Origin of the sequence: Burkholderia sp. AU4i, assembly GCF_000466765.1 — a bacterium.
Lineage (GTDB): Bacteria > Pseudomonadota > Gammaproteobacteria > Burkholderiales > Burkholderiaceae > Burkholderia > Burkholderia cepacia.
The window spans coordinates 1-23438 of the sequence record NZ_ASSI01000285.1; the positions used below are offsets into that span (position 1 = coordinate 1).

A 23438-nucleotide genomic window follows, 5' to 3' on the forward strand; every position below is an offset into this window, starting at 1 on the left:
AACTGAGCTACAGCCGCACGCAGAAGCGAAATTATAGCAGGGTTGTATAAAAAGGGAAGCCTTATTCGCGAATTGTTCTGCGCAGCCTTGCCGGGGCCCCCATCGTGTACCCTTGGAGCATCAGTCATCCACGTTGAACCTGCATCATGAACAAGGCGTTTGTCAAAGAGTCGGACGGCGACGACGACGATCTCGACCAGGCCCAGCCGGCGATTCCGGCGGGCGCGAAGAACTACATCACGCCGGCCGGCCACAAGCGGCTGAGGGACGAACTGCTGAACCTGATCGACGTCGAGCGTCCCGAGGTCGTGCGGCTCGTGTCCTGGGCCGCATCGAACGGCGACCGGTCGGAAAACGGCGATTACATCTACGGCAAGCGGCGGCTTCGCGAGATCGATCGCCGCATCCGCTTCCTGACGAAGCGGCTCGATCTTGCCGAAGTCGTCGATGCGAGCCGGCAGGAGAATGTCGACCAGGTGTTTTTCGGTGCAACGGTCGATTATGAGACGCCGGACGGCGAGGATCATACGATCACGATCGTGGGGATCGACGAGGTCGATCTGGATCGCGGCTGCGTCAGCTGGATTTCCCCGGTCGCGCGTGCGCTGATCAAGGCGAAGATCGGCGATACCGTCATGCTGATGACACCGGCCGGCCCGCAGCCGATCGACGTGCTCGACGTTCGCTACCCGCCGCGGGACAACGCCTGAGCGATACCCGGCGCAGTCCGGCAAAGAAAAAGCGCCCCGACGGGGCGCTTCGTCATCCGGCGTGCAGCGGATGTGCCGGTCGCTCAGAAGCGATGGCGCATGCCGGCCGTGACCGCGATCTGCTTGTTGGTCGATGACGCGGCGCCCAGCCCGTTGATGTTGGCGCCGAGGTCGAGGCCGTCGTTGTTGACCTTCTGGAACTCGCCCTGCAGGTAGACGTCGGTGCGCTTGGACAGCGCATAGTCGGCTTGCAGGTTGAACTGGTGCCAGGTCGGCTTGTCGCCGGCCAGGCGGCCCTGCGTGTACGTGTAGGAGCCGGCAAGCGACAGCGCCGGCGTCAGCGCGTAGCGGCCGTTGAGTTCGTAGTTGCTGAAGCGCGCGGTTCCGCCGAGGCCCGTGATGCCGCCGGACACGCCGGACTGCCCCGCGCTGATTGCTCGGATGCCGGTGAGGCGCGTCTGCGTGAACACGAAGCCGACCGTGGCCGGGCCGAACCCGTAGTTCAGGCCGGCGCCCCAAGTGCGCTGCACGCGCGAGGCGAAGGTCCAGTCGCCGGTCACCGCGCCCGGATCGGTCGCTGCCTGCGCGAGCGCGTTCACGTCGCTGTTCAACTGCAAGTAGGCCGCGGCGAAGTTGAAGCCCAGGTAGCTGTACGACACGCCGCCGCTATAGGCGCGGTTGTTCGCGAAAGACGTCGAGTTCGAGAATCCGTACAACGCACCGAACTTGAGGCCGCCGTAGTTCGCGCTCTGATATTTGACCGAGTTGTTGATCCGGAACGAGTTGTTCAGGTTGTCGTTGTCGAACGGGTGGGCGAACTGCGTGCCGCCGTACTGGGTGCCGGTCAGCGACAGCGGCCCGAGATAGTCGACGACGCTGTCGTACTGCCGGCCCAGCGTCAGCGAGCCGTAGCTGTCGTGTGCGAGGCCGACAAACGCTTGCCGGCCGAATTCGCGGCCGTTCTGCTTCAGCGCGCCGTTATTGATGCCGAAACCATTTTCCAGCGTGAAGATCGCTTTCATGCCGCCGCCGAGATCTTCGGTGCCGCGCAGGCCCCAGCGGCTGCCGTTGACCGAACCGCTCGTTTCCTGCCAGGCGCTGTGGCCGTGCTGATTGTTCGTGTAGGTGATGCCGGCGTCGATCAGGCCATAGAGCGTCACGCTGCTCTGGGCATGGGCTGCCGTAACGAATACACCCGACAACGCGGTGACGATCAGGGTTTTTTTCATGGATCTGTCTCCAAACAGGATGATGTCGATCGAACCTGCTGCGGACTGGCATGTTCTGCTTGACGCTGCGGCCGATCCGGCAGAGCGGCGGTGCGGTTTTCAAAAAGCCATCTGCAGTGTAAGGAGTGCGCGCAGCGGGGGAGGGATGCGCTTTAAGCAATAATGTATTTTGGAATCCGCAAAGATCGTCGGGCTAGTGCAAACGGTTGTCCAGCAAGGGTTTGCGGCGATGCAACGAAAGAAAATGGCGCTCAGGACTGCGTAACGGATGTTGCGCGATCGCGACAGGTAATCAGCGGCAGGCGACGGCGGTCATAGCGCGATTATTGACACATCGGCAATAGAGGTTTGTGTGGAGCATGGATAATGAAAGGTTGTTCTCTCGCTATACTGCGATCTCTGCTTTCCGAAGCAGACTTTTTCGTTGACGGAAAAGATCTCCAAACCTTTGTCGGCGCGACTTCCCAGTCGCGCTTTTTTTTTGCCCCGCCGCTGCGCACTACTGCGTGTACGAGCGCCGCTTGCGCTTGGCCGCAGGCGCGGCCTCCTCGGCTTCGTTCGGGGGCGGCGTGTATGTCCAGTCTTCCATCACGTAGTGACGGGCATCGAGAGGCGATGCAAGCAGGTTCTGCCAGTGATCGCCGTGCCAGGTCGTATCGAACACGGTGTCGCACGGCGCTTCGCGCGCGGACTCTGCCAGAGCGCGGGACTTGCGGCGTACGCGCCCGAGTCGGCTCGCGAAGCGCTTGATTCCGTCCAGCCACATGACCTTCTCCTTCCTTCCGGCATTGGATGAGCATCGCAATGTCCCCGCATTTCCGCAACCCGGAAAAAACCCGAGGATTTTACCGAGGCGATTTGTCCCCGGTAGAAATTTCAGGGTCGAGATTATTAGAACTCCCACCCCGGTAATGTTGACAGGTTTTTGACTCGAATCAATTAATAAAGGGCGATGGTGTACCGATTCCAATGGCATTAGCACTTTTTTGATAAAACGATCATCAAAAATTTTCTTGACGCACCCGGATTGTCCAATTTATAAAGTGAGCACTCCGTCCTCGGGCGGCGTGCTGGTGCAGTTGCTGGCGCGATGTTTCGGGATTTCGGGAAACGGCTATAAAAATAGCTTTTTTGATCTAATCGAGTGGGGAACGAAGACATGGATACCGGTATCGTGAAATGGTTTAACGATGCTAAAGGTTTCGGCTTTATTACGTCGGACAATGGTGGTGAAGATTTGTTTGCGCACTTTTCCGAAATCAAGATGGACGGCTTCAAGACGCTGAAGGAAAACCAGCGTGTTTCGTTCGACGTGAAAGTCGGGCCGAAAGGCAAGCAGGCAGCGAATATCCAGGCGGTCTGACGCGCCACGCATTGCCGATCACGTCCGGCCCCCGCATGGCGGGGGCTTTTCATTTTCCGGGGACGAAGCAATACGGTTCGGGCTGGCCGCGAACAGGGATGCCGGTGCATACTCACGGAAGCATCGTTTCCCAGTCTTTTCATGTCCGATTTCCCCCGTCCGTCCGATCCGGCCAGCGAACAGCCGCTCGTTTTCGTCGACCTTGAAACCACGGGCGGCTCGCCCGCCGAACACCGCATCACCGAAATCGGCGTGGTCGAAATCGGCCCGCTCGGCGTGTCGACGTGGACGACGCTCGTCAATCCAGGGCAGTCGATTCCGCCGTTCATCCAGCAACTGACGGGTATTTCGGACGAGATGGTGCGCGACGCGCCGTCGTTCGCATCGCTGGCGCCGGCCTTGTTCGAGCGGCTCGACGGCAAGCTTTTCGTCGCGCACAACGCAAGCTTCGACCGCGGTTTCCTGCGGGCCGAATTCGAGCGCGCCGGGTTCGCGTTCAATCCCGACGTGCTGTGTACGGTGCGGCTGTCGCGTGCGCTGTTCCCGCGTGAAACGCGGCACGGGCTCGACGCGTTGATCGAGCGCTACGGCCTCGTGCCGGCAGCACGCCACCGGGCGCTGGCGGATGCCGATCTCCTGTGGCAGTTCTGGCGCCAGTTGCACGACATCGTGCCGCTCGAGCGGCTGCGCGATCAGATCGCGCGCACGACGCGCCACTTCCGTCTGGGCGGCGACCTGACCGAAGCGTGGCTCGATACCGCGCCGGCCGGGTGCGGCGCGTACGCACTGTTCGGGGAGGGCGACGCGCCACTGTACGTCGGCCGCAGCGTACGCGTGCGGCAGCGGCTGCGCGCGTTGTTGACGGGAGAGCGTCGGTCGTCGAAGGAAATGCGGCTTGCTCAGCAGGTACGGCGCGTTGAATGGCGCGAGACGGGTAACGAACTGGGGGCGATGCTCGCGGAAGCGCAATGGATCGCCGGGCTGCGTCCGTCGTACAATCGGCGCCCTGCGGCCGACACGGCCCGTGTCGGCAACGCACCCTGGCCGTTCGAAGGCGCCGTGGCGTTCGAGGCGAGCGGCGAGCGCCGCCTGTTTCATGTGATCGATGGGTGGCGCTATCTCGGCGTCGCGGAATCGCTCGACGCGGCCGCGCAGCTCGCGGCCGACGGGGCGGCCGGCGCGTTCGAACCCTTCACCCACCGCCTGCTGCAGACGCATCTCGCGCGCGGCCTGCAACTGATTCCGCTCGCCGCGTTCATGCCCGCGGGCCAGGCGGGTTGACCCGGCGCGACCGTCGTATCAGCCGATCGCGCTTGCGCCGCCAGCCGAGCAGACGTGCGACAGCGCGGTGTCGAGCGCCTGCGTCTGCGTGGAGTCGTAGCGCGTGAGCGTCTTCCAGTTCGCGATGCTGCGCGCGAGCCGCGCCTGACAATCAGGCGCATCGCGCAGCGGTGCGACCTGCGTGAGCCCAGTGAGCATTTTCTGCGTCAGTCGGTCGAGCGCCGGGCGCGTGCTGGTCGCGAGATCGGGAGGCGTGCCTTCCGGCGGCCGCGTCGCGCGCCAGGTTGCGAACAGGGCGTTCTGCACATCCTTGCTCGCGGCGATCTGATCCTCGAAGAACGTCCGCGCGAACGCGGGGTCGACGCCGGCCTGTGCCGCGCGCTTCCCGACCGATTCGAGCAGCGCCGCTTCGCGCGGCCGGTCCTCGATTGCCTTGTGATTCGCCCATTTCCATCGAGCCACCGGCTCAGCGAGCGCGAGGCGCTGCGACGCGAGCGCGACGATGTTGGTGAGGGCAGTATCGTCGCCGTCCGCAACGGCGATGCGCGGGGACGAAAAGAGGGCGACGCCGAGCGCGGCGACAGCGACGCTGGCACGAATGGCTTGCTTCATCGGAACGATCAGGAGAGCCGGGCGGGCCGGACGTGGAAAACCAGAAGGATAGACGAAGACAGTCGCGCGGCGTAGCGACGCGACAGAGGAATCAGCAGGCGAGCTGATCCGGCACCGTCAGGCTGTTGCGGCCCGGGTGCGAGGCGAGTTGCGCGCGATGCGCAATGATGAACCGCACGATAGCGATGATCGACACGTGGCGGTTACAGAACCGAACAGGCGTTCACTTCGGCGAGTACAGCTTGTGCTGCTCGTCGAAGAATGCCCGTACGTGGTCGGGCAATTCGGCGAGGAATTCCACGCCGACGGGTTCCGGATCCGGGCTCATCACTTGCTCGGGCGGTGGCATGCGAGTTGGTCTTTCGTCCATGGTCATTTCTCCAGCAGGTTCGATGATTATCATCCTCGCGCTTGGATTTATGCCAGTGGCGAATCGTTAGATTTTGTCTCTGTTGTATTAACGGCACATGCGCTCGGACGCGCGCTGCGATGCCGACTATCGAGTCGTGCGGAATCGGCAACAATCGGGCCGCTTGTTATACTTGCGCGCACTTTTTCCTGGACCGCGATGAAACGAACGACGCGATGGATCAGCCTTGTATGGCTGGCGCTGGTACTGAACGTACTGTCGCCCGTCGTCGGCTATGCGCGTCTCGCCTCGAGCGGCTCCGGCGAGCTCACCCTCGAGTTGTGCAGTGCAGCGGGCGCCCGCCAGATCGTGCTCGCGCAGGCCGGCGGCGACCACGATGCGCCGTCGTTCGACCATGCCGGCGTGCCGCACTGCGTGTACTGCCCCGGCTTCGCGGCGAACGTGGCGCTCGGTACGAGCCTGCCCGCGCTGCCGGGTTTCGTGCGGACGTTTGCCTACCGCGCGGCAGCCCCCGTCATTCCCGATTGCCCCGGCAAGGGTATCCGTCTCGCGCAGCCTCGCGCGCCGCCTGAACACGCTCCGATCTGATTGATGTCGTCCGCGCGCCCCGGTGGCGCGCGTGCCGCTCGCGGCCGGGCCGCGTGCCGCGCCGTCCGTGCGCGGTGCGCGTGCTCGTGTCCGGCGGCGTCCGATCACGTTTTCAGGAATCCCTTCATGTCCTCCTCCTTCGCCGCGCGGCCGTCGCGCGGGCGGCTCGCGCTCGCATGCGCGGCCGCGTTCGCATGGCCTGTCGCCCATGCGGCTTCAACTGACGATACGCGTGTCGACACTGCCCGCCGTGGTGTCGAGCGTCCCGCCGAGACCGTCGCGCCGGCATCCGCCACCGCAACCGTTTCGCCGGTGCCGGCCGGCAGTACGCTGACCGCGGTCAGCGTGACCGCGCAGCGGCAACCGGTCGATCCGGATACGCCGGCCGTCGTCACATCGATCACGCGCGAGCAGATCGAATCGCATACCAACGTCACCACCGAGGACGCGCTCAAGTACGCGCCGAACCTGATGGTCCGCAAGCGCTATATCGGCGACCGCAACAGCGTGTTCGCCGGTCGCGACTTCAACGAACTGCAGAGCGCGCGCGGGCTCGTCTACGCCGACGGCGTGCTGCTGTCGAACCTGCTCGGCTCGAGCTACGCGTACCCGCCGCGCTGGTCGCTGATTCCGCCTGACGATATCGCGCGCGTCGACGTGCTCTATGGCCCGTTTTCCGCGCTGTACCCGGGCAACTCGATCGGCTCGACCGTGTTGCTCACGACGCGCCGGCCGGAAAAGCTCGAGGCGTCGCTGTCGACGCAGTTCTTTACGCAGCGCTACCACGACGGCTACGGATTCGCGGACAGCTTCGGCGGCAATCACCAGACCGCGCGGATCGCGAACCGCGTCGGGCGGTTCTGGTTTGCGCTTTCGCTCGACCGGCTCGAGAACAACGGTCAGCCGATGCAATATGCGAGCCCCAATTCGGCGTACAACCCGAAGCTTGGCGCCGCCGTGCCCGTGAGCGGCGCCGCGACCGACATCGGGCCCAACGGCAAGCCGCGGACGATCGTCGGCGCGCAGACGATCGAGCGGACCGAACAGCTCAACGAGACGATCCGGATGGGCTACGCGTTTACCGACCACGTCGACGCGACGCTCACGCTCGGGCATTGGGAGAACCATTACCGGCAGCATGGCGAAACCTTCCTGCGCGATGCGGCCGGCAATCCGGTTTACGGCGGCAACGTGTCGATCGGTGGCCGGAACATGACCGTTGCGCCGAATGCGTTCGCGCCGCAGCGCGGCGACCAGGAGAACTGGCTGTACGCGCTCGGGCTGAACGGCCGGCTCGATTCAGGCTGGCGCCTGTCGGGCGTCGTGTCCGCGTACGACGTGTCGCGCGACGTGCAGCGCTCGGCGTCGACCGTGCAGGGCGGGGCAGGCACGCTGTTCCAGGGAGACGGCACCGGCTGGCGCACGTTCGACCTGAAGGCCGAGGCGCCGGAAGTGAAGGGCCACACGTTCACGTTCGGCTATCACTACGACAACTATTTCCTGCGCAACGTCACGTACAACACGGCCGACTGGCTGGCCGGGCCGACCACGTCGCTCGCGAGCACCTATCGGGGCGACACGCGCACGCAGGCGCTGTTCGGGCAGGATGCGTGGCGATTCGCGCCGGGCTGGCTCGCGACGCTGGGGCTGCGCTACGAACGCTGGGATGCGTACGGCGGCGCGCTCGGTAACGCGAGCGGCACGCTCGGTTACGCGGATCGCAGCGCGAATGCGCTGTCGCCGAAAGTCGCGTTGCAATGGGATGCGACCGACGTCTGGCGCTTCCGGCTGTCGTTCGCGACGGGCACGCGTTACCCGACGGTCGGCGAACTGTTCCAGGGCACGATCTCGAACAACGCAATCGTCAACAACAACCCGAACCTGCGGCCGGAAAAGGCGATCGACTGGGACTTCACGGCCGAACGCGACGTGGGTGTCGGCGTCGTGCGTGCCAGCGTGTTCCAGAGCGATCTGCGCGATTCGATCTACACCCAGACGACCGTGTCGGGTGCGACGACGGTGACCAACATCTCGAACGTCGATCGCGTGCGCGTGCGCGGTGTCGAACTCGCGTTCAGCGGCGAGAACGTCGGGCTGCGCGGCCTCGGTTTCGACGCGAACGTGTCGGCGAGCAACGCGCAGATCCTCGCCGATGCCGCGAATCCCGCGTACGTCGGCTCGCGCTTTCCGCGTATTCCGCGCATGCGTGCAAACCTGCTCGCGTCGTATCGCTTCGACGAACACTGGCTCGCGAGCATCGGTGTGCGCTATTCGGGCCGCCAGTTCAACACGCTCGACAACAGCGACGTGAACCCGGACGTCTACGGCGGCACGAGCTCGTTCACGATCGTCGACCTGAAGGCGCGTTACCGCTTCGACCGTCACTGGACCGCGTCGGTCGGCATCGACAACCTGACGGACCGCCGCTACTACGTGTTCCATCCATATCCGGGCCGTACTTTCTATGGAGAACTGAAATGGTCGCTGTGAAGTCGCTCGCGGCAGGCGGCGCGCTGTGGTGCGCGTTGCTGTCGACTGCCGGTGCGCACGACACCCACGACGTGCCGAAGGCCGCCGATTCGCATGCCGCGCACATGAGCATGCCGGCCGCGCCCGCGCAGCACAAGCAGCCGCTCGCGACGGGGGCGGCATTCGACACGCATCACCGGCCGTGGGGCGCGTGGGTCGAAGGCGCGCATGTCGTCGTCGCGCATTCCGACGACGCAGGCCGCACGTTGTCCGCACCCGTCACCGTCGACGCGATGCCGGAGCCGATCTGCACGAGCGCCGAGAATCGCCCGAAGATCGCGACGAGTCGGGACGTGCAGCTCGCGATGGATGTGTACGACGACAACGGCCCGACGATCTCCCGGGCACTCGCGCAGATGAATCCGCCACCGCAGGTCGCGTAGTACGCGAACACCGAGCCGATGCCCGAGCGGCTGCGCCCGGCGCTCGATGCGGGATGGAGAGGGGACGTGCCGCGCACCGTTTGGATCGTGCGCGATGGCGCACGCGAAGCGCGCAGCGGTTTGCTGACGGCCGACGTGCTCGACGGCGGGTTGCAGCGCGTCACGCGCTGAACGGGCCAGTGGCGCGCGGCGAACGGGCCGCGCGCCGGCCTGATGCGAAAACGCGCCCGAAGGCGCGTGGAGAGAAGCGTCAGGCCGCTCGCTTGAATAGCCGGATCACGAACAGCAGGATTACCGCACCGACGACCGCGACGATCACCGATCCGATGAAACCGCTGCCGATGCTGATGCCGAGCAGCCCGGCGAGCCAGCCGCCGATCACTGCGCCGACGATCCCGACGATGATGTCGACGATCAGCCCGAAGCCGCCGCCCTTGACGAGCAAGCCGGCAAGCCAGCCGGCGATCGCGCCGATGATGAGCCACATAATCAAGCCATGAGTCATGGTGATCCTCTCCTTGTGTTGTATCGAATGACCGGACGTCGGCTGTGTCGCCGCAAGCTGAATGAAGGCGGCATTGCGACCCGCCGCGCCGCCCACGCAATGTAACGCGATAGACGGGTCGGAATCGTTAAGTAATGTTATGCACCCTTAACGGGATTTTCCAGGGAATTCGTCTGCATACGACGAGGCTGGCGCACGGGCGATGCGCGGCGAAATGAATCTGTAAGGAATGGCCGCCGGTGAAACCGGTCGGCCGTGAGCGTCACCGTCCGGGCGTCGGAGCCTGCATGTTCGCGGCGGGCAAGCCGTCGCTTGCGTCGGCAATCAGCCGTGCGACGGTCGCGGTGTCGCCGATCGCCTCGATCGACAGCAGTGCGAAGCGGGCGAGAAAGAGCGACGCATCGGCTTCACCGATCCGCGTCATCGTGCGGCACAGGTCGGTGTAGAGGGTGTCGCGTTCGGTATCCGTCATCATGTGGTCTCCTGAGGATCGGTCGATGCGCAAGGATGGAGTGCGCGTTCGAGTGCGTCGGCCACGTCGCCGGCGCGCGCGTCGTGCCAGCGGCCGAGTACGTGACCGTCCGGACGCACGAGATAGACGGTGCCGTCGCGCGCGCCGTACATGTCGAACAGCCGGCCGTCAACGTCATGGCCGCCGCAGGCCGGTTGCCGTGGTGCCGCATGCCGCGCGAGCGTGACGAGCGCGAACGGCATCCGCGCAGCCTGCAGGCGGCGTTCGAGATCGGCCAGCGTCGCATCGGGCACGCCGTCCGCGGTGAAGCAGAACGCGGTGAAGCGCGGAGCGACGAGGTCGGTCAGATGGCCGCGGCGCACGTCGCTGCCGTGTGCCGTGTACAGCATCAGCGGGCATTCGGCGAGCACCGTGCCGGGCGCGGGGCCGGCCGAAAACGTGTCGCGTTCGGCTGCGTTGAGCGGCGACGTCGCATACGCGATGGCCGTCGTCTGGCGCGGATTGATCAGCGAACGCAGTGCGGGATGGCGGACCGCGAGCGACAGCACGGCCTTGCGCATCAGTTCGAACGCGAATGACGGCGGCGCCATGAACTCGGTGCTCTTGGTGCCGTAGCGGAGGTTCTCGTGCGTCGCGAACACGCGTTCGTCCGAGTAGCTGTCGAGCAACGTGTCCGATGCGAGCCCGCGCGTCACGTACGCGAGTTTCCATGCCAGGTTGTCGGCATCGTCGATGCCCGAGTTCGCGCCGCGCACGCCGAAGATCGGCACGAGGTGCGCGGCGTCGCCGCAGAACAGCACGCGCCCGTGCCGATAGCGTTCGAGTGTCAGTGCGTTCGCCTTGTAGATCGTGATCCAGATCGGCGACCAGTCGCCGCGCTCGCCCATCATGTCGAGCAGGTTCTGCACGCGCGGGATCACGTTCTCCGGTTTTACGGCGGCTTCGGCATCCTCATCGTCGCGCAACTGATAGTCGATCCGCCACACGTTGTCGGGCTGCTTGTGAACGAGCACCGTCGAGCCCGGATTCGACGACGGGTCGAAGTACGCCAGTCGTTCGGTCGGCCGGTCGCTGTCGAGCGCGATGTCGACGATCACGTAGCGGCCCTCGTAGCTCGTGCCCTGGAGCGACAGGCCGAGCGCGTCGCGCATCGTGCTGCGCCCGCCGTCGCACGCGACGACCCGGTCGGCGTCGAGTGCGTAGCCGCCGAGCGGCGTGTCGACGTCGAGGCGCACGCCGTCCGGTTGCGGGGTCACGCCGGTGACTCTCGTCTGCCAGCGGATCTCGATGAGTTCGCGGCGGCGCAGCGCGGCATCGAGCAGGAACTGCTCGATGTGATACTGCGCGAGATTCACCATCGGCGGCAGCTTCTGGTTTTCGTCCTGCGGCATCGTGAAATGCAGCACTTCGTCGCGACGGTAGAAGCTGCGCCCGCCGGTCCACGGCAGCCCCTTGCGCAGGAAGTCGTCGAGCGCGCCGAGCCGCTCGATGATCTCGAGGCTGCGCCGCGAGATGCAGATGGCGCGGCTGCCGTGGCAGACTGCGTCGTCGGCCTCGATCAGCACGCTGCGGATGCCGTGGTTCGCGAGGCCGAGCGCGACGGCCAGGCCGACGGGGCCGCCGCCGACGATCGCAACGCGATGCCGGTGCGTATCGATACCGTCGTCGCAGGCCGGCAGATGCGCGGGATGGCGCTCGGCGACGAACGGGTAGGGCTTGAAGTCGATATCCATCGTTGGCTTCCAGGGGAGTCCGGTTCGACGTGCGCGCATCGACGCACAGATGCGCGCAACAGGTCGGGACAGTATGGAAGCCGGTCGTGCGTCGGTTGTCCCCAATTCGGGTACAGCGAGGGGCTCAACGCAGGCCGCGACGTTTCACGGCTGCATGCACAGCGCAAACAGCTCGCGCTGGCTCGAGATGCCGAGGCGCCGGTATGCGCGCTTCTGGTAGGTGACGACGCTCGATGCCTTCACGCCGATCGTCTCGCCGATCTCGTGCGCGGTCTGGCCGTCGAGTACGCCGCGCAGCACGTCGAGCTCGCGCTTGGACAAATCGGGGCATGCATGGCGCAGTCGCGCGAGCATCCGTTGCGGGATACCGATCTGCGCCGCACCGGCGAGCGCGTAGTGATGCCTTGCGGCCTGCGCGATCAGCGGCGCGAGCGCTTCGATTGCGGCGATCTCGCGCGGCTGGAATGCGCCGCTGCGATGCGCGCGGTACAGGTTGATCGACAGCCACGTTGCATCGCCGGGCTGCATCAGCAGCGCCAGCCGGTCGGATACGTCGGGGCCGCGGTAGCACGCGGCACGATACGCTTCGTGATCGATCTCGTCGCCAGCCTGCTGGTGCAGCAGCAGATCGTGGCGGCGTGTGCCGAGATGGGCGGTCGACACGATCTGCTGGTTGCCGTCGAGTGCGTAGAAATCTCGTGCGTAGGTGTCGGCGAGGTCGCGCAGGTAGCGGCCTCCGCGATGATCGGCGACCGACATCGTGCGCGGGCGATTGCCGAACTCGTACGCGAAGATCGTGCACTGCGTGATGGACAGCGCGTCGTCGAACAGCTTCAGGATTTCGGCCGCGAATGCGTTCGGCTCGTTGCCGCCGATCGCGGCGACGAGGCGCGTCGCGCGGGACACGTCCAGCTGCGCGGCGAGATTCGCTCGCTCGATACGCCAGGTGCGCATGAAGAAGGGGGGGCGAGGGTGGAGTGTCCGGCGATTGTAGTCGTCGGCGCGTGATACGGGAGTCCGGGGATGCCCGCAAGCGGACTGGGTGAGGCGAGACGGCGGGCGCACGATTTCGGCGCCGGAAAAGAGAAAAGGTCTGACAAGCGATGCTTGTCAGACCTTTATGTCTTGGTGCCGGAGATAGGAGTCGAACCTACGACCTTCGCATTACGAATGCGCTGCTCTACCAACTGAGCTACACCGGCAGCAGAGAAATGAAATTATATGGTGATTTCCGGGATCTTGGCAATAGGTTTTGCGAAATTTTTTCAGCTTGCTGCCGCTGCTTCGCGAAACCATCGATCCGGCGGACTTCCCGCTTTCACTTCACTGTGATGTGACCGGTCAGGGCCACATCAAGAGGCGCGATTGTACTTGCGCATCGCACCTCCGTCTAGTGCTGCAGTGCAATTATTTTGCTTCGTCGTGATAGCCGGTCACGCGCTCGACTTCGTTCTTCGAGCCAAGGAACACGGGCACGCGCTGGTGCAGGCCGGTCGGCTGGACTTCCATGATGCGCTGCGTGCCCGTCGTCGCGGCGCCGCCCGCTTGTTCGACGATGAACGACATCGGGTTCGCTTCGTACATCAGGCGCAGCTTGCCCGGACGATCGGGCGTGCGCTTGTCGGCCGGGTACATGAAGATGCCGCCGCGGTTCAGGATCCGGTGCACGTCGGCGACCATCGAGGCGATCCAGCGCATGTTGAAGTTGTCGCCGCGCGGGCCGTCCTTGCCGGCGTTCAGTTCGTCGACGTAGCGCTTGACCGGGTCGTACCAGTGGCGCGCGTTCGATGCGTTGATCGCGTATTCGCGCGTGTCGGCCGGGATCTGCATGTTGCTCTGCGTGAGCACCCACGAGCCGACTTCGCGGTCGAGCGTGAAGCAGTTCACGCCGTTGCCGGTCGTCAGCACGAACACCGTCTGCGGGCCGTACACGGCGTAGCCGGCCGCGACCTGCTGCGTGCCCGGCTGCAGGAACGATTCCTCGGTTGCCTGCTTGCCGTCCGGGCAGCGCAGCACCGAGAAGATCGTGCCGATCGACACGTTCACGTCGATGTTCGACGAACCGTCGAGCGGATCGAACACGAGCAGGTATTCGCCGCGCGGGTAATTCGCCGGGATCGGGAAGAAGGTTTCCATTTCTTCCGATGCCATCGCGGCGAGGTTGCCGCCCCATTCGTTCGCGTCGAGCAGGATCTCGTTCGACAGGATGTCGAGCTTCTTCTGCACTTCGCCCTGGACGTTCTCGCTGCCGGCGGTGCCGAGCGCCTCGCCGAGCGCGCCCTTCGACACGTTGTAGCTGATCGCCTTGCACGCGCGTGCGACGACTTCGATCAGCAGGCGCAGGTCGGCGGGGAGGTTGTTGGTCTCACGTTGCTGTTCGATCAGGAACTTCGACAGCGTGGTGCGGCGGGCAATGGACATGACAGACTCCAGAAGGCCAAAGAATCCTTGAATGGCCGCAATTTTACCCGTCGCGCCTCCCGTGCCGCCGGCTTTTTTCGTCCGGTTACATGGCCGGGCGGCCGAGCCGGGCCGGTTTCCGGCGGCGAAGACGCGCGGGGCGCGCCGTGCAGCGGCGGCAAGCAGCGCGGTCAGACCCCGCGACGGCGTCCGGGGCCGGCAGTATTCGCGCAATAAAAAAGCCGGTGCCGCCACTGGCGGCACCGGCCGTTTCGCGCGTGAGCGATGCGGAGGATTGCGTTACGCGAGCGCCTTCTCGACGATCTCGCGCACGTCGCGCGATTTCGCGCCGGCGGCGACCTGCTCGAGCGCTTCGCGCATCCGGTCGCGCAGCGCGGGCGTGAAGCGGCGCCACAGTTCGAGCGAGCGGGCGAGGCGCGCCGCGACCTGCGGGTTGATCGCGTCGAGCGCGAGCACCTGTTCGGCCCAGAATGCATAACCCGAGCCGTCCGCCGCGTGGAATTGCGCCGGGTTGGCCGCGCAGAAGCTGAAGATCAGCGAGCGGGCGCGATTCGGATTCTTCAGGTTGAACGCGGGGTGCGCGAGCAGCTTGCGAACCTTCGCGAGCGTCGGCTGCGCGGGCGTACCGCGTTGGGCGGCCTGCATCGCGAACCATTTGTCGATCACGAGCGCTTCCTTCTCGAAGCGGCGGTAGAAATCGTCGAGCGCGTGCTCGGCCGGTTCGTTCGCGCCGGCGGCCGCGGCGGACAGCAGCGCGCCGAGTGCGGCCGCGCGATCGGTCATGTTGTTCGCCGCGTCGTATTGCGCGGTTGCGAGGCGCACGGCATCGGCCGGATCCTCGAGTTCGGCGAGATACGCGAGCGCGAGATTCTTCAGCGCGCGGCGGCCGGAAGCCTCGGGCGTCGGTTCGTAGGCGCCGGGCGTCTGGTGCTGCTCGTATGCGGCGAGCCAGTCGGCGCGCAGTGCGGTGGCGAGCTGGCGGCGCACGAACTGGCGCGCGCGATGCACGGCGGCCGGATCGGCTTCCGCCATCTGGTCGGCGAGGTAGGTTTCCGACGGCAGCGTCAGCGCGAGTTCGCGGAACGCAGGCGACAGCGTCGCGGCGGTCAGCACGCGGCGGAAGGCGGCCACGAAGTTCTCGCCGAGCGTGAGCGGCTCGTTCGCGGCGGCACGCGCGGCGAGCGTCAGCAGCGCGCGCGTCGCGAGGCGCTGGCCGGCTTCCCAGCGGTTGAACGGATCGCTGTCGTGCGCGAGCAGGAACGCGAGGTCGTCGTCGCTGTAGTCGTACTCGACGATCACCGGCGACGAGAAGTTGCGCAGTAGCGACGGCAGCGGTTGTTCCGGCACGTCGACGAACGTGAAGGTCTGTTCGGTGTCGGTGAAGTCGAGCACGCGCGTTGTGCCCGCCGCGGCGGCTTCGCCGTCGAGGCGCAGCGGCAGGTCGCGGCCGTCGCGGCCGATCAGGCCGATCGCGAACGGGATCAGCAGCGGCCCTTGCTGCGTTTCGCGCGCGGCCGGCGACGCGTCGCCGTAGCCCTGCGCGAGCGTGACGGTATAACGGCGCGCGGCCGCGTCGTACGCGGTGCGCACCGACACGCGCGGCGTGCCGGCCTGGCTGTACCAGCGCTCGAACTGCGCGAGGTCACGCCCGTTCGCGTCGGCCATCGCGTGGCGGAAGTCGTCGCAGGTCACGGCGTGCCCGTCGTGACGCTTGAAATACAGGTCCATCCCCTTGCGGAAGCCGTCGCGGCCGAACAGCGTCTGGTACATCCGCACGACTTCCGAGCCTTTCTCGTAGACGGTCATCGTGTAGAAGTTGTTGATCTCGACGTAGCTCTCCGGGCGCACCGGGTGCGCCATCGGGCCGGCATCCTCGGCGAACTGCAGCTGGCGCAGCACCCGCACGTCCTCGATGCGCTTGACCGCGCGGGCAGCCGATTCGACGGCGTCGCCCGCGGCCATGTCGGCCGAAAATTCCTGGTCGCGGAACACCGTCAGCCCTTCCTTCAGGCTCAGCTGGAACCAGTCGCGGCAGGTCACGCGGTTGCCGGTCCAGTTGTGGAAGTACTCGTGGCCGACCACCGACTCGATGTTCGCGAAGTCGGTGTCGGTCGCGGTCTCGGGGTTCGCCAGCACGTACTTCGTGTTGAAGATGTTGAGCCCCTTGTTTTCCATCGCGCCCATGTTGAAGTCGCCGACCGCGACGATCATGAAGCGGTCGAGATCGAGCTCGAGGCCGAAGCGCTTCTCGTCCCAGCGGATCGAATGGATCAGCGAATCCATCGCGTGACGCGTCTTGTCGAGATCGGCCGGCTCGACCCACACCTGCAGCAGCTTTTCCTTGCCCGAGCCGGTCGTGATCTTCTCCTCGATCGCGACGAGCTTGCCGGCGACCAGTGCGAACAGGTAGCTCGGCTTGCGGAACGGGTCTTCCCACTTCGCGAAGTGGCGGCCGTCGGGCAGGTCGCCGGAATCGACGAGGTTGCCGTTCGACAGCAGCACCGGGTAGGCGGCCTTGTCGGCGCGCAGCGTCACCGTGTACGACGCCATGACGTCCGGGCGATCGAGGAAGTAGGTGATGCGGCGAAAGCCTTCGGCTTCGCACTGCGTGAAGAAGTTGCCGCTCGACACGTAGAGGCCCGACAGCGTCGTATTCTGGTCGGGTGCGCATGCGCTTTCGAGCGTCAGCTCGAACGCATCGGGCACGTTCTCGACCGCCAGCCCGTGCTCGTGCGCGCGCACGGCGCCATGCGGCGCGCCGTCCAGCCATGCGCCGACGAATTCGAGCGCTTCGCCCATCAGCTCCAGGTGCGGCGCGGGCGCGGCGTCCGGATTGCGGCGCACGCGCATCGTATTCCTGACGATCGTGCGGGCCGGCGCGAGATCGAATTCGAGCGCGACGGAATCGATGAGGAAGGCCGGCGGCGTGTAGTCGGCGCGGCGGATCACGGTGGAGGAGGCGTTGTCGGACATGGTCGTCGAGATCGGTGGAGTGGGGGGCGGGCCCGTCACGCGGGCCGGGCGAACCGGGCCATTGTACAAAGGCTTGCGGCTGCGTGCCGGGCGAACTTTTTACCGGTTCCGGGAGTCCGCGTATTATCGGCATCCCGTAACGGTTCGCGCGGTGCGACGAACGGGTGACGGATCGACGAGGATCAACATGAAACGCGAATGGATTCAACGCGGTGCGGGCTGGGCGGCGGTGCTGTGCGTGGCGCTGCTGACCGGCTGCACCAGCTACGTGACGACCCAGGTCACGGCCTTCTCCGACTGGAGCGGCAGCGACGCGACACGCACCTATGCGTTCACCCGTACTGACGCGCAGAAGAACAGCATCGAGCAGTCGACTTACGAGCCGATCGTCGCGAACGAGCTGTCCACCTATGCGTTCCGGCAGGTGCCGCAGGCGCAGGCACGGTATCTCGTCGGGCTGACCTATGCGGTCGGCAGCGATCTCGTGACCGTGCCGCAGCCCGTCTATTACGATCCGTTGTTCGTCGGGCCGGGGCCGTACTGGCGGCGCGGGCCGTGGGGCCCGTGGGGGCCCTGGGGGCCGATGCCGGCCGGTTATGTCGCGCAGACGTACCAGGTGTTCGACTACACGCTCGGCATCCGCATCACCGAGCGCGCGACGGGCAAGGAGGTCTACAACGTGTCCGCGCGCACGACCGGCGACAACGGCACGCTGCTGTACGCGATGCCGTTCCTCGCACGCAGCGCGCTCGCCGATTTCCCGCTGTCGAACGGCGCGGTCCGCTCGGTCCGGCTGCCGGTCGACAAGCGCGGCGGCCCGGCGGCACCGGCCGCCAACGAGCGCGCGGTGCCGGCTGCGCCCGCTTCGGGCGCAGCCGCCGCCAAGTAACGCGGCATCAGCCTCGGCGCGGCCGTCCGGCCGCGCCTGCCATTTTCTTCCCCGTCAGACCCCGACGCCCAGCAGCGCCAGCGCACCGAGCACGACGAACAGCACGGCCGCGATGCCGTGCACCAGCTTGGTCGGGAGGCGGTGTGCGAAACGGTCGCCGAGCAGGATCGCGGGCACGTTCGCGAGCATCATCCCGAACGTCGTGCCGGCCACGACACCGATGTAGTCCTGGAAGCGCGCGGCCAGCGCGACGGTCGCGATCTGCGTCTTGTCGCCCATTTCCGCGAGGAAGAACGCGACGAGGGTCGCGCCGAACACGCCGAGCCGCGAACGGTTGGCATTGGCCTCGTCGGCGTCGAGCTTGTCCGGCACGAGGATCCACAACCCCATCGCGATGAACGAGAACGCGAGCGCCCAGCGCATGATCGACGGCGTGACGAGTGCGCCGAGCCATTCGCCGAGCGCGCCGGCGAAACCGTGGTTCACGAGCGTCGCGACGAGCACGCCGAGAATGATCGGCACCGGCTTGCGATAGCGTGCGGCCAGGACGAGGGAAAGCAATTGGGTCTTGTCGCCGATTTCAGCGAGGGCGACGGCGCCGGTGGAGATCAGGAAGGCTTGGGACACGTATGGGGTTCCACGGGCCGGTGTTGTGCGTGCGAGCGACGATCCACGGCGCGCCGGGCCCTGATGCGGCGCACTGTGAACCATCGGTCTCGCCAGGCCTAGGTGGCTGCGCCCGCCATGGCCGCAAGGCCAAGTCTGTTGACGGACGCCTCCGTCACGATGCGCGCCGGGGGCGCGGGACATCGAGCGGAGCGGCTACTCCCCAATGAGCGGCGAATTCTAGCACGGCGTGTCGCGTGCGGGAAAGCGGTCGAGCGCGCGGTGCCTAGCGCTCGGCAAGCGCCGGCTGTACGGCAGACGGGCAGACGGGCAGACGGGCAGACGGGCAGACGGGCAGACGGGCAGACGGGCAGACGGGCAGGCAGACGCGGCGGCGAACGCCCGCGCCTGCCGGGACACCCCCCGGAACGCCGTTACGCGGCGGGGCGGCGCGCCGCCCCGCGCTCGTGGACGAGTTCGCCGGCCGCATAGGTGCGGTACACCGCGCGGTCGTCGCCGAGCAGCGCGAACGCGAACAGCAGTTCCTCGAGCGAATCCGCGCGCTTCGTGCGGCGCGCGAGCAGCGGCGTGGCCTGCGGATCGAGCACGACGAAGTCGGCCTCGGTGCTCGGCTTGAGCGTGCCGACCGTGTCGGCGAGGTCGAGCGCCTGCGCGGCGCCGGCCGTCGCGAGCCAGAACATCCGGGTCGCGGTCAGGTGGTGGCCCGACAGCCGCGCGACCTTGTGCGCTTCGTTCATCGTCTGCAGCATCGAGAACGAGGTGCCGCCGCCGACGTCGGTCGCGAGCGTGACGGGCACGTCGTATTCACCGGCCTTGTCGAAATCGAACAGCCCGCTGCCGAGGAAGAAGTTCGACGTCGGGCAGTGCGCGACGACGGTGCGCGTCTCGGCCATCCGGCGGCGGTCCTCGTCGTCGAGGTGGATGCAGTGGCCGTACACCGCGCGCGGGCGCAGCAGCCCGTAGCGGTCGTAGATGTCGAGATAGCTGCGATGGCCGGGGAACAGCTCGGCCACCCATTTCACCTCGTCGACGTTCTCCGCGACGTGGCTCTGTACGAACACGTCCGGATGGCGGCGCGCGAGTTCGCCGCACGCCTCGAGCTGCGCTTCGGTCGACGTCGGCGCGAAACGCGGCGTGAGCGCGTACATCTGGCGGCCCTTGCCGTGCCAGCGGCCGATCAGCTCGGCACTGTCGTCATAACCGGATTGCGCGGTATCGCGCAGGAATTCGGGGCAGTTGCGATCCATCAGCACCTTGCCCGCGATCATCCGCAGGTCGCGTGCGTCGCTCGCCGCGAACAGCGCGTCGGCCGACTGCTTGTGCACCGTGCAGTAGACGAGCGCGCTCGTCGTGCCGCAGGCGAGCAGTTCGTCGACGAAGAAGTCGGCCACCTCGCGCGCATGCTCGGGATCGCCGAACTGGCGCTCGGTCGGGAACGTGTACTTGTCCAGCCACGGCAGCAGGCCCGGTGCCGGCGACGCGATCATGTCCGTCTGCGGATAGTGGATGTGCGTGTCGATGAAGCCGGGCACGATCAGTTTGTCGCGCAGGTCGTGGACGATCGCGTCGCGCGCGAGCGTCGCGGCGAGCTGCGCGTATGCGCCGGCCGCGACGACTTTGCCGTCGTCGACGATCAGGAGGCCGTCGGTCTCGTAGTTCGCGGCCTGGCTCGATTGCGCCGGGTCGCCGTTGAAAGTCAGCAGTTGGGAACGGAAAGCGGTTTGCGTCATGACGAATGGTCCTGCATCAAGGTAAGGCGAACAGAAGAAAGCGATCGACGCCGGAGGGCGGCGGGACGGCGCTTTGCGAGCGGTAGCGGCACGCTGTATGCGGCACGACCGGAGGCGGTTGCGCGGGCGAACGTGGCGGCGGAAGCCGCCGGCGAGTGGTTGCCGGCGGGCCTCGCAGCCGCTGCGTTCGCGACCGGTGCGGCGGCGAACGCAGCGGCGACCGCAGCGGCAAACCGCGATGGCAAGCACGGGCGGGCGACGAATGGCGCGCGCGCTGCCCGGGCACGCACGCGACCGTTCCGGCGTGACGCCGGGCCGGTGGTTGCGAAGCGGATGCCGTTGCCGTGTTTCATCTGTCTGGCGTTCCTCGATGCGGGCCGTCAGGCGGCCTGCCAGTACGCGTCGAGGCGCGCGTACAGTGCGTCGCGCTGCGCCGGTTCGATGAACGATGCCTCGAAGCCGTTGCGGATCACCGCATGGACTTCGGCATCCGTGAGTTGCAGCCCTTCGGCCGTCGCGAAGTAGTTTTCATTGACGTAGCCGCCGAAATAGGCCGGATCGTCGGAGTTGATCGTCACCGCGACGCCGCGATCGAGCAGCGCCTTCAGCGTGTGTTTCGCCATGTCGTCGAACACGCACAGCTTGAGGTTCGACAGCGGGCAGACGGTCAGCGCCGTGCGCGTCCTGGCGAGACGCTCGACCAGGGCCGCGTCCTCGATGCTGCGCACGCCGTGGTCGATCCGGTCGACCTTCAGCACGTCGAGCGCCTCGTAGATGTATGCGGGCGGCCCTTCCTCGCCGGCATGGGCGACGAGCTTCAGCCCGAGCGCGCGTGCCTTGTCGAACACGCGCGCGAACTTCGTCGGCGGATGGCCGAGTTCGGACGAATCGAGGCCCACGCCGATCAGGCGATGACGATAGCGCTCGAACAGCGGCAGCGCGGATTCGAACGTCGCGAGCGCGTCCTCTTCGGACAGGTGGCGCAGGAAGCACAGAATCAGCTTGCTCGACAGCCCGCGCTGCTCGTAATCGGCGAGTGCGCGCTCGATGCCCGCGACTACCGTCTCGATCGGCACGCCGCGTTCGGTGTGCGTTTGCGGATCGAAGAACAGTTCGGTGTGGACGACGTTGTCGGCGAGCGCGCGTTCGCAGTACGCGGCCGTCATGTCGTAGAAATCCTGCTCGGTCAGCAGCACGCTCGCACCGGCGTAATAGATGTCGAGGAACGACTGCAGGTCGGTGAACGCGTAGGCGGCGCGCAGCGCGTCGATCGAGTCGTATGCGAGCTTCACGCCGTTGCGCTGCGCGAGCGCGAAGATCAGCTCGGGCTCGAGCGAGCCTTCGATGTGGATGTGCAGCTCCGCTTTCGGCGCGCGGGCAATCTTGTCCTTGAATGTCGGGGTCATGGCGTCGTTCTTGGTCGGTCAGTAGGTAGGGGAAGCCTGCGCGGCCGCGTTCGCTTCGACGGCCTGCAGCAATTGCGCAGCCACCGAGATCGCGATCACTTCGGGTGCCTTGTCGATGATGCCTTCGACACCGATCGGGCAGCGCATCCGCGCGACCTGGGCCGGGTCGATGCCGATCGCCGCGAGGCGATGATCGAACTGCACGCGCTTGGCGTGCGAGCCGGTCATCCCGAAGTATGCATAGTCGCCGCGTCGCAGGATGCGCTCGGCCAGCACGAAATCGAGTGCGTGGTCGTGCGTCATCACGACGAAGTAGGACTGCGGCGGCGCCGTGTCGACGGCGTCGGCCGGGGCAGCGGCCGCCTCGATCGCGAGGTTGCCGATGCCGGCGAGCGCGTCGGCCGGCGGGAACACCGCGTCGGGCCCGTCGATCCAGCGCACGTGGCACGGCAGCGTCGCCAGTACCTTCACGAGCGCGGTGCCGATGTGCCCGGCGCCGAACAGCACGACGGGGAACGCATACGGCGCGATCGTTTCGGTCATCAGCGACACGCCGCCGGTTTCCCACAGCAGGCAGTCGGCACGCGCGGCTTCCGATTCGGGCTCGCTCAACAGCGGCGCGCCCGGCGAGGGGCCGAATGATACGCTACGCACGGTCGCGGCGCCGGCCGCGACACGCTTCGCGAGCGACATGATCCAGCCGAGATCGCCGACGTCGAGCCGCTCGAACGCGAGCACCACGGCGCCGCCGCAGCACTGGCCGAGGCTCGGGCCGAGCGCGAGCCGTTCGAGCCGGCGCGCGTGCGGCACGTGCGCGCCGTCCTTCAGCAGATGCCGCGCGATCTCGATCGCCGTCCATTCCAGATGACCGCCGCCGATCGTATGGCGGGCCGTGTCGCGCGTGACGAGCATCTTGGTGCCGGCTTCGCGCGGCGCGGAACCGTCGGTGTGCGCGACCGTCACGAGCACGGCCGCTTCGCCGTGCGCGAGCAGTTGCTGCAGATCGCCGAGCCAGGCTTCCATCAGCACACCCCGTGCGAAACGACGCGGCACGACACGCGGCGCGGGCTGGCGAGCGTGGCGGCAACGATGACGGACGGGAGCGGGGCGGGCCGGCCGCACGGCGAATGCGGTGCGGCGGCGGCGCGGGGACGGTGCGCGCGGACGGCACCGCCGGATGCGCGGACGCCATGAGGATGACGGATGCGGATGGTTTGCGTTGTCATGATGAATCCAGTCGACATTGCGGATCGGGCGCGCGTTACGCAGGGGTGGTGAGACCGCCTGGCCTCGCGCACGTAGATCGCCATCCAGTCCCGAAGATAGCACCGCACGGCGACGGGAACATCGCGGGGCGCTGATCCGGGCTATCAGGAGGCGATCATGTCGATCATAGGCCCGCCGCTCGGGATCGGGGCGCCGATGCGTGCGCATCGGGCCAAAACGCAGGCGTGGCGGGGCTGGGCGCGGAAGTCGCGCGATGCGCGTTCGCCCGGCTATCCGGGCGGCGGCGAAGTAGGTGTTTACGCGGGGCCGCCCAGGTACGGCCGGTCAGGGGCGACCGGCCGGGCCGGTTCGGCGGGTGCTCCGGTGCCGGGCTTGCCGGCCGGCGGCGTG

At 66.6% G+C, this 23438-nt stretch carries 21 protein-coding genes, 1 tRNA gene, 2 pseudogenes and 1 riboswitch; of the genes and pseudogenes, 9 read left to right on the forward strand and 15 right to left on the reverse strand.

Annotated features, from left to right (window positions below):
- Window positions 1-146 precede the first annotated feature (146 nt).
- Window positions 147-710 (forward strand): transcription elongation factor GreB, encoded by a 564-nt coding sequence (greB, locus tag L810_RS40550; RefSeq protein WP_021163929.1) that lies wholly within the window; start codon window positions 147-149, stop codon window positions 708-710.
- An 83-nt stretch (window positions 711-793) separates the two neighbouring features.
- On the opposite strand, the gene L810_RS40555 is transcribed toward greB, so the two are convergent.
- Both L810_RS40555 and L810_RS40560 read right to left on the reverse strand, forming a co-directional pair.
- Window positions 794-1939 (reverse strand): porin, encoded by a 1146-nt coding sequence (locus L810_RS40555; protein WP_021163930.1) that lies wholly within the window; start codon window positions 1937-1939, stop codon window positions 794-796.
- Between the two features lie 499 nt (window positions 1940-2438).
- Entirely contained in the window at window positions 2439-2705 is a 267-nt protein-coding gene (locus tag L810_RS40560) for a hypothetical protein (RefSeq protein WP_021163931.1), read from the reverse strand.
- A 393-nt stretch (window positions 2706-3098) separates the two neighbouring features.
- Between L810_RS40560 and L810_RS40565 the strand changes: the two genes are divergently transcribed.
- Both L810_RS40565 and L810_RS40570 read left to right on the forward strand, forming a co-directional pair.
- The gene (locus L810_RS40565; RefSeq protein ID WP_011351289.1) at window positions 3099-3302 is read left to right on the forward strand and encodes a cold-shock protein; all 204 of its coding nucleotides are present in this window, start codon (window positions 3099-3101) and stop codon (window positions 3300-3302) included.
- 141 nt (window positions 3303-3443) lie between these two features.
- Window positions 3444-4583, forward strand: a complete 1140-nt coding sequence (locus tag L810_RS40570; protein WP_021163932.1) for an exonuclease domain-containing protein — start codon at window positions 3444-3446, stop codon at window positions 4581-4583.
- Window positions 4584-4601: 18 nt separating this feature from the next.
- Here L810_RS40570 and L810_RS40575 read toward each other — a convergent pair whose 3' ends face one another.
- Together L810_RS40575 and L810_RS48625 are read right to left on the reverse strand one after the other, a co-directional pair.
- Window positions 4602-5195, reverse strand: coding sequence for a chorismate mutase (locus tag L810_RS40575; RefSeq protein WP_021163933.1), 594 nt, complete (start codon window positions 5193-5195; stop codon window positions 4602-4604).
- A 223-nt stretch (window positions 5196-5418) separates the two neighbouring features.
- Window positions 5419-5565 (reverse strand): hypothetical protein, encoded by a 147-nt coding sequence (locus L810_RS48625; protein ID WP_006756195.1) that lies wholly within the window; start codon window positions 5563-5565, stop codon window positions 5419-5421.
- A gap of 198 nt (window positions 5566-5763) precedes the next feature.
- Between L810_RS48625 and L810_RS40585 the strand changes: the two genes are divergently transcribed.
- The 4 genes and pseudogenes from L810_RS40585 to L810_RS47900 all read left to right on the forward strand — a co-directional run.
- A complete protein-coding gene (locus tag L810_RS40585; RefSeq protein ID WP_021163934.1) occupies window positions 5764-6153 on the forward strand; it encodes a DUF2946 domain-containing protein in 390 nt (129 codons plus the stop codon).
- Between the two features lie 126 nt (window positions 6154-6279).
- On the forward strand, window positions 6280-8643 hold the full coding sequence (locus L810_RS40590) for a TonB-dependent receptor (protein ID WP_021163935.1): 2364 nt from the start codon (window positions 6280-6282) through the stop codon (window positions 8641-8643).
- A pseudogene (locus L810_RS47895) lies at window positions 8631-8975 on the forward strand (exo-alpha-sialidase); the annotation flags it as partial. The gene L810_RS40590 and the pseudogene L810_RS47895, both read left to right, overlap by 13 nt.
- Window positions 8973-9236 (forward strand): annotated as a pseudogene (locus L810_RS47900) (TlpA family protein disulfide reductase); the annotation flags it as partial. The pseudogenes L810_RS47895 and L810_RS47900, both read left to right, overlap by 3 nt.
- 79 nt (window positions 9237-9315) lie before the next feature.
- Here L810_RS47900 and L810_RS40600 read toward each other — a convergent pair.
- The 7 genes from L810_RS40600 to pepN form a co-directional block, all read right to left on the reverse strand.
- On the reverse strand, window positions 9316-9570 hold the full coding sequence (locus tag L810_RS40600; protein WP_027788093.1) for a GlsB/YeaQ/YmgE family stress response membrane protein: 255 nt from the start codon (window positions 9568-9570) through the stop codon (window positions 9316-9318).
- A gap of 262 nt (window positions 9571-9832) precedes the next feature.
- A complete protein-coding gene (locus L810_RS40605; protein WP_021163939.1) occupies window positions 9833-10045 on the reverse strand; it encodes a hypothetical protein in 213 nt (70 codons plus the stop codon).
- On the reverse strand, window positions 10042-11775 hold the full coding sequence (locus tag L810_RS40610; RefSeq protein ID WP_021163940.1) for an FAD-dependent oxidoreductase: 1734 nt from the start codon (window positions 11773-11775) through the stop codon (window positions 10042-10044). Before L810_RS40610 ends, L810_RS40605 begins: the two co-directional genes overlap by 4 nt.
- Window positions 11776-11919: 144 nt before the next feature.
- Window positions 11920-12729: a helix-turn-helix transcriptional regulator gene (locus L810_RS40615; RefSeq protein WP_021163941.1), complete on the reverse strand. Its 810-nt coding sequence runs from the start codon at window positions 12727-12729 to the stop codon at window positions 11920-11922.
- Window positions 12730-12901: 172 nt separating this feature from the next.
- A tRNA-Thr gene (locus L810_RS40620) sits at window positions 12902-12977 on the reverse strand.
- 205 nt (window positions 12978-13182) lie between these two features.
- Entirely contained in the window at window positions 13183-14196 is a 1014-nt protein-coding gene (locus L810_RS40625) for a class 1 fructose-bisphosphatase (RefSeq protein WP_006485729.1), read from the reverse strand.
- A 279-nt stretch (window positions 14197-14475) separates the two neighbouring features.
- The gene (pepN, locus tag L810_RS40630; protein WP_021163942.1) at window positions 14476-17169 is read right to left on the reverse strand and encodes an aminopeptidase N; all 2694 of its coding nucleotides are present in this window, start codon (window positions 17167-17169) and stop codon (window positions 14476-14478) included.
- Window positions 17170-17356: 187 nt separating this feature from the next.
- Between pepN and L810_RS40635 the strand changes: the two genes are divergently transcribed.
- Entirely contained in the window at window positions 17357-18058 is a 702-nt protein-coding gene (locus L810_RS40635) for a DUF4136 domain-containing protein (RefSeq protein ID WP_021163943.1), read from the forward strand.
- A gap of 54 nt (window positions 18059-18112) precedes the next feature.
- Here L810_RS40635 and L810_RS40640 read toward each other — a convergent pair whose 3' ends face one another.
- The 4 genes from L810_RS40640 to xdhC all read right to left on the reverse strand — a co-directional run bounded on the left by L810_RS40640 (window position 18113) and on the right by xdhC (window position 22844).
- On the reverse strand, window positions 18113-18685 hold the full coding sequence (locus tag L810_RS40640) for a TMEM165/GDT1 family protein (RefSeq protein WP_021163944.1): 573 nt from the start codon (window positions 18683-18685) through the stop codon (window positions 18113-18115).
- Between the two features lie 78 nt (window positions 18686-18763).
- Window positions 18764-18901, reverse strand: a riboswitch (yybP-ykoY riboswitch).
- Window positions 18902-19098: 197 nt separating this feature from the next.
- Complete coding sequence (gene guaD / locus L810_RS40645) at window positions 19099-20415, reverse strand: guanine deaminase (RefSeq protein WP_021163945.1); 1317 nt, start codon at window positions 20413-20415, stop codon at window positions 19099-19101.
- A 380-nt stretch (window positions 20416-20795) separates the two neighbouring features.
- Window positions 20796-21821 carry an adenosine deaminase gene (locus tag L810_RS40650; RefSeq protein WP_021163946.1) on the reverse strand — a complete coding sequence of 342 codons (1026 nt, stop codon included), beginning with the start codon at window positions 21819-21821 and terminating at the stop codon, window positions 20796-20798.
- Between the two features lie 18 nt (window positions 21822-21839).
- Window positions 21840-22844: a xanthine dehydrogenase accessory protein XdhC gene (xdhC, locus tag L810_RS40655; protein ID WP_042978226.1), complete on the reverse strand. Its 1005-nt coding sequence runs from the start codon at window positions 22842-22844 to the stop codon at window positions 21840-21842.
- Between the two features lie 360 nt (window positions 22845-23204).
- Here xdhC and L810_RS48810 point away from each other — a divergent pair.
- A partial coding sequence (locus L810_RS48810; RefSeq protein WP_218921755.1) for a hypothetical protein occupies window positions 23205-23438 on the forward strand: 234 nt, incomplete at its 3' end.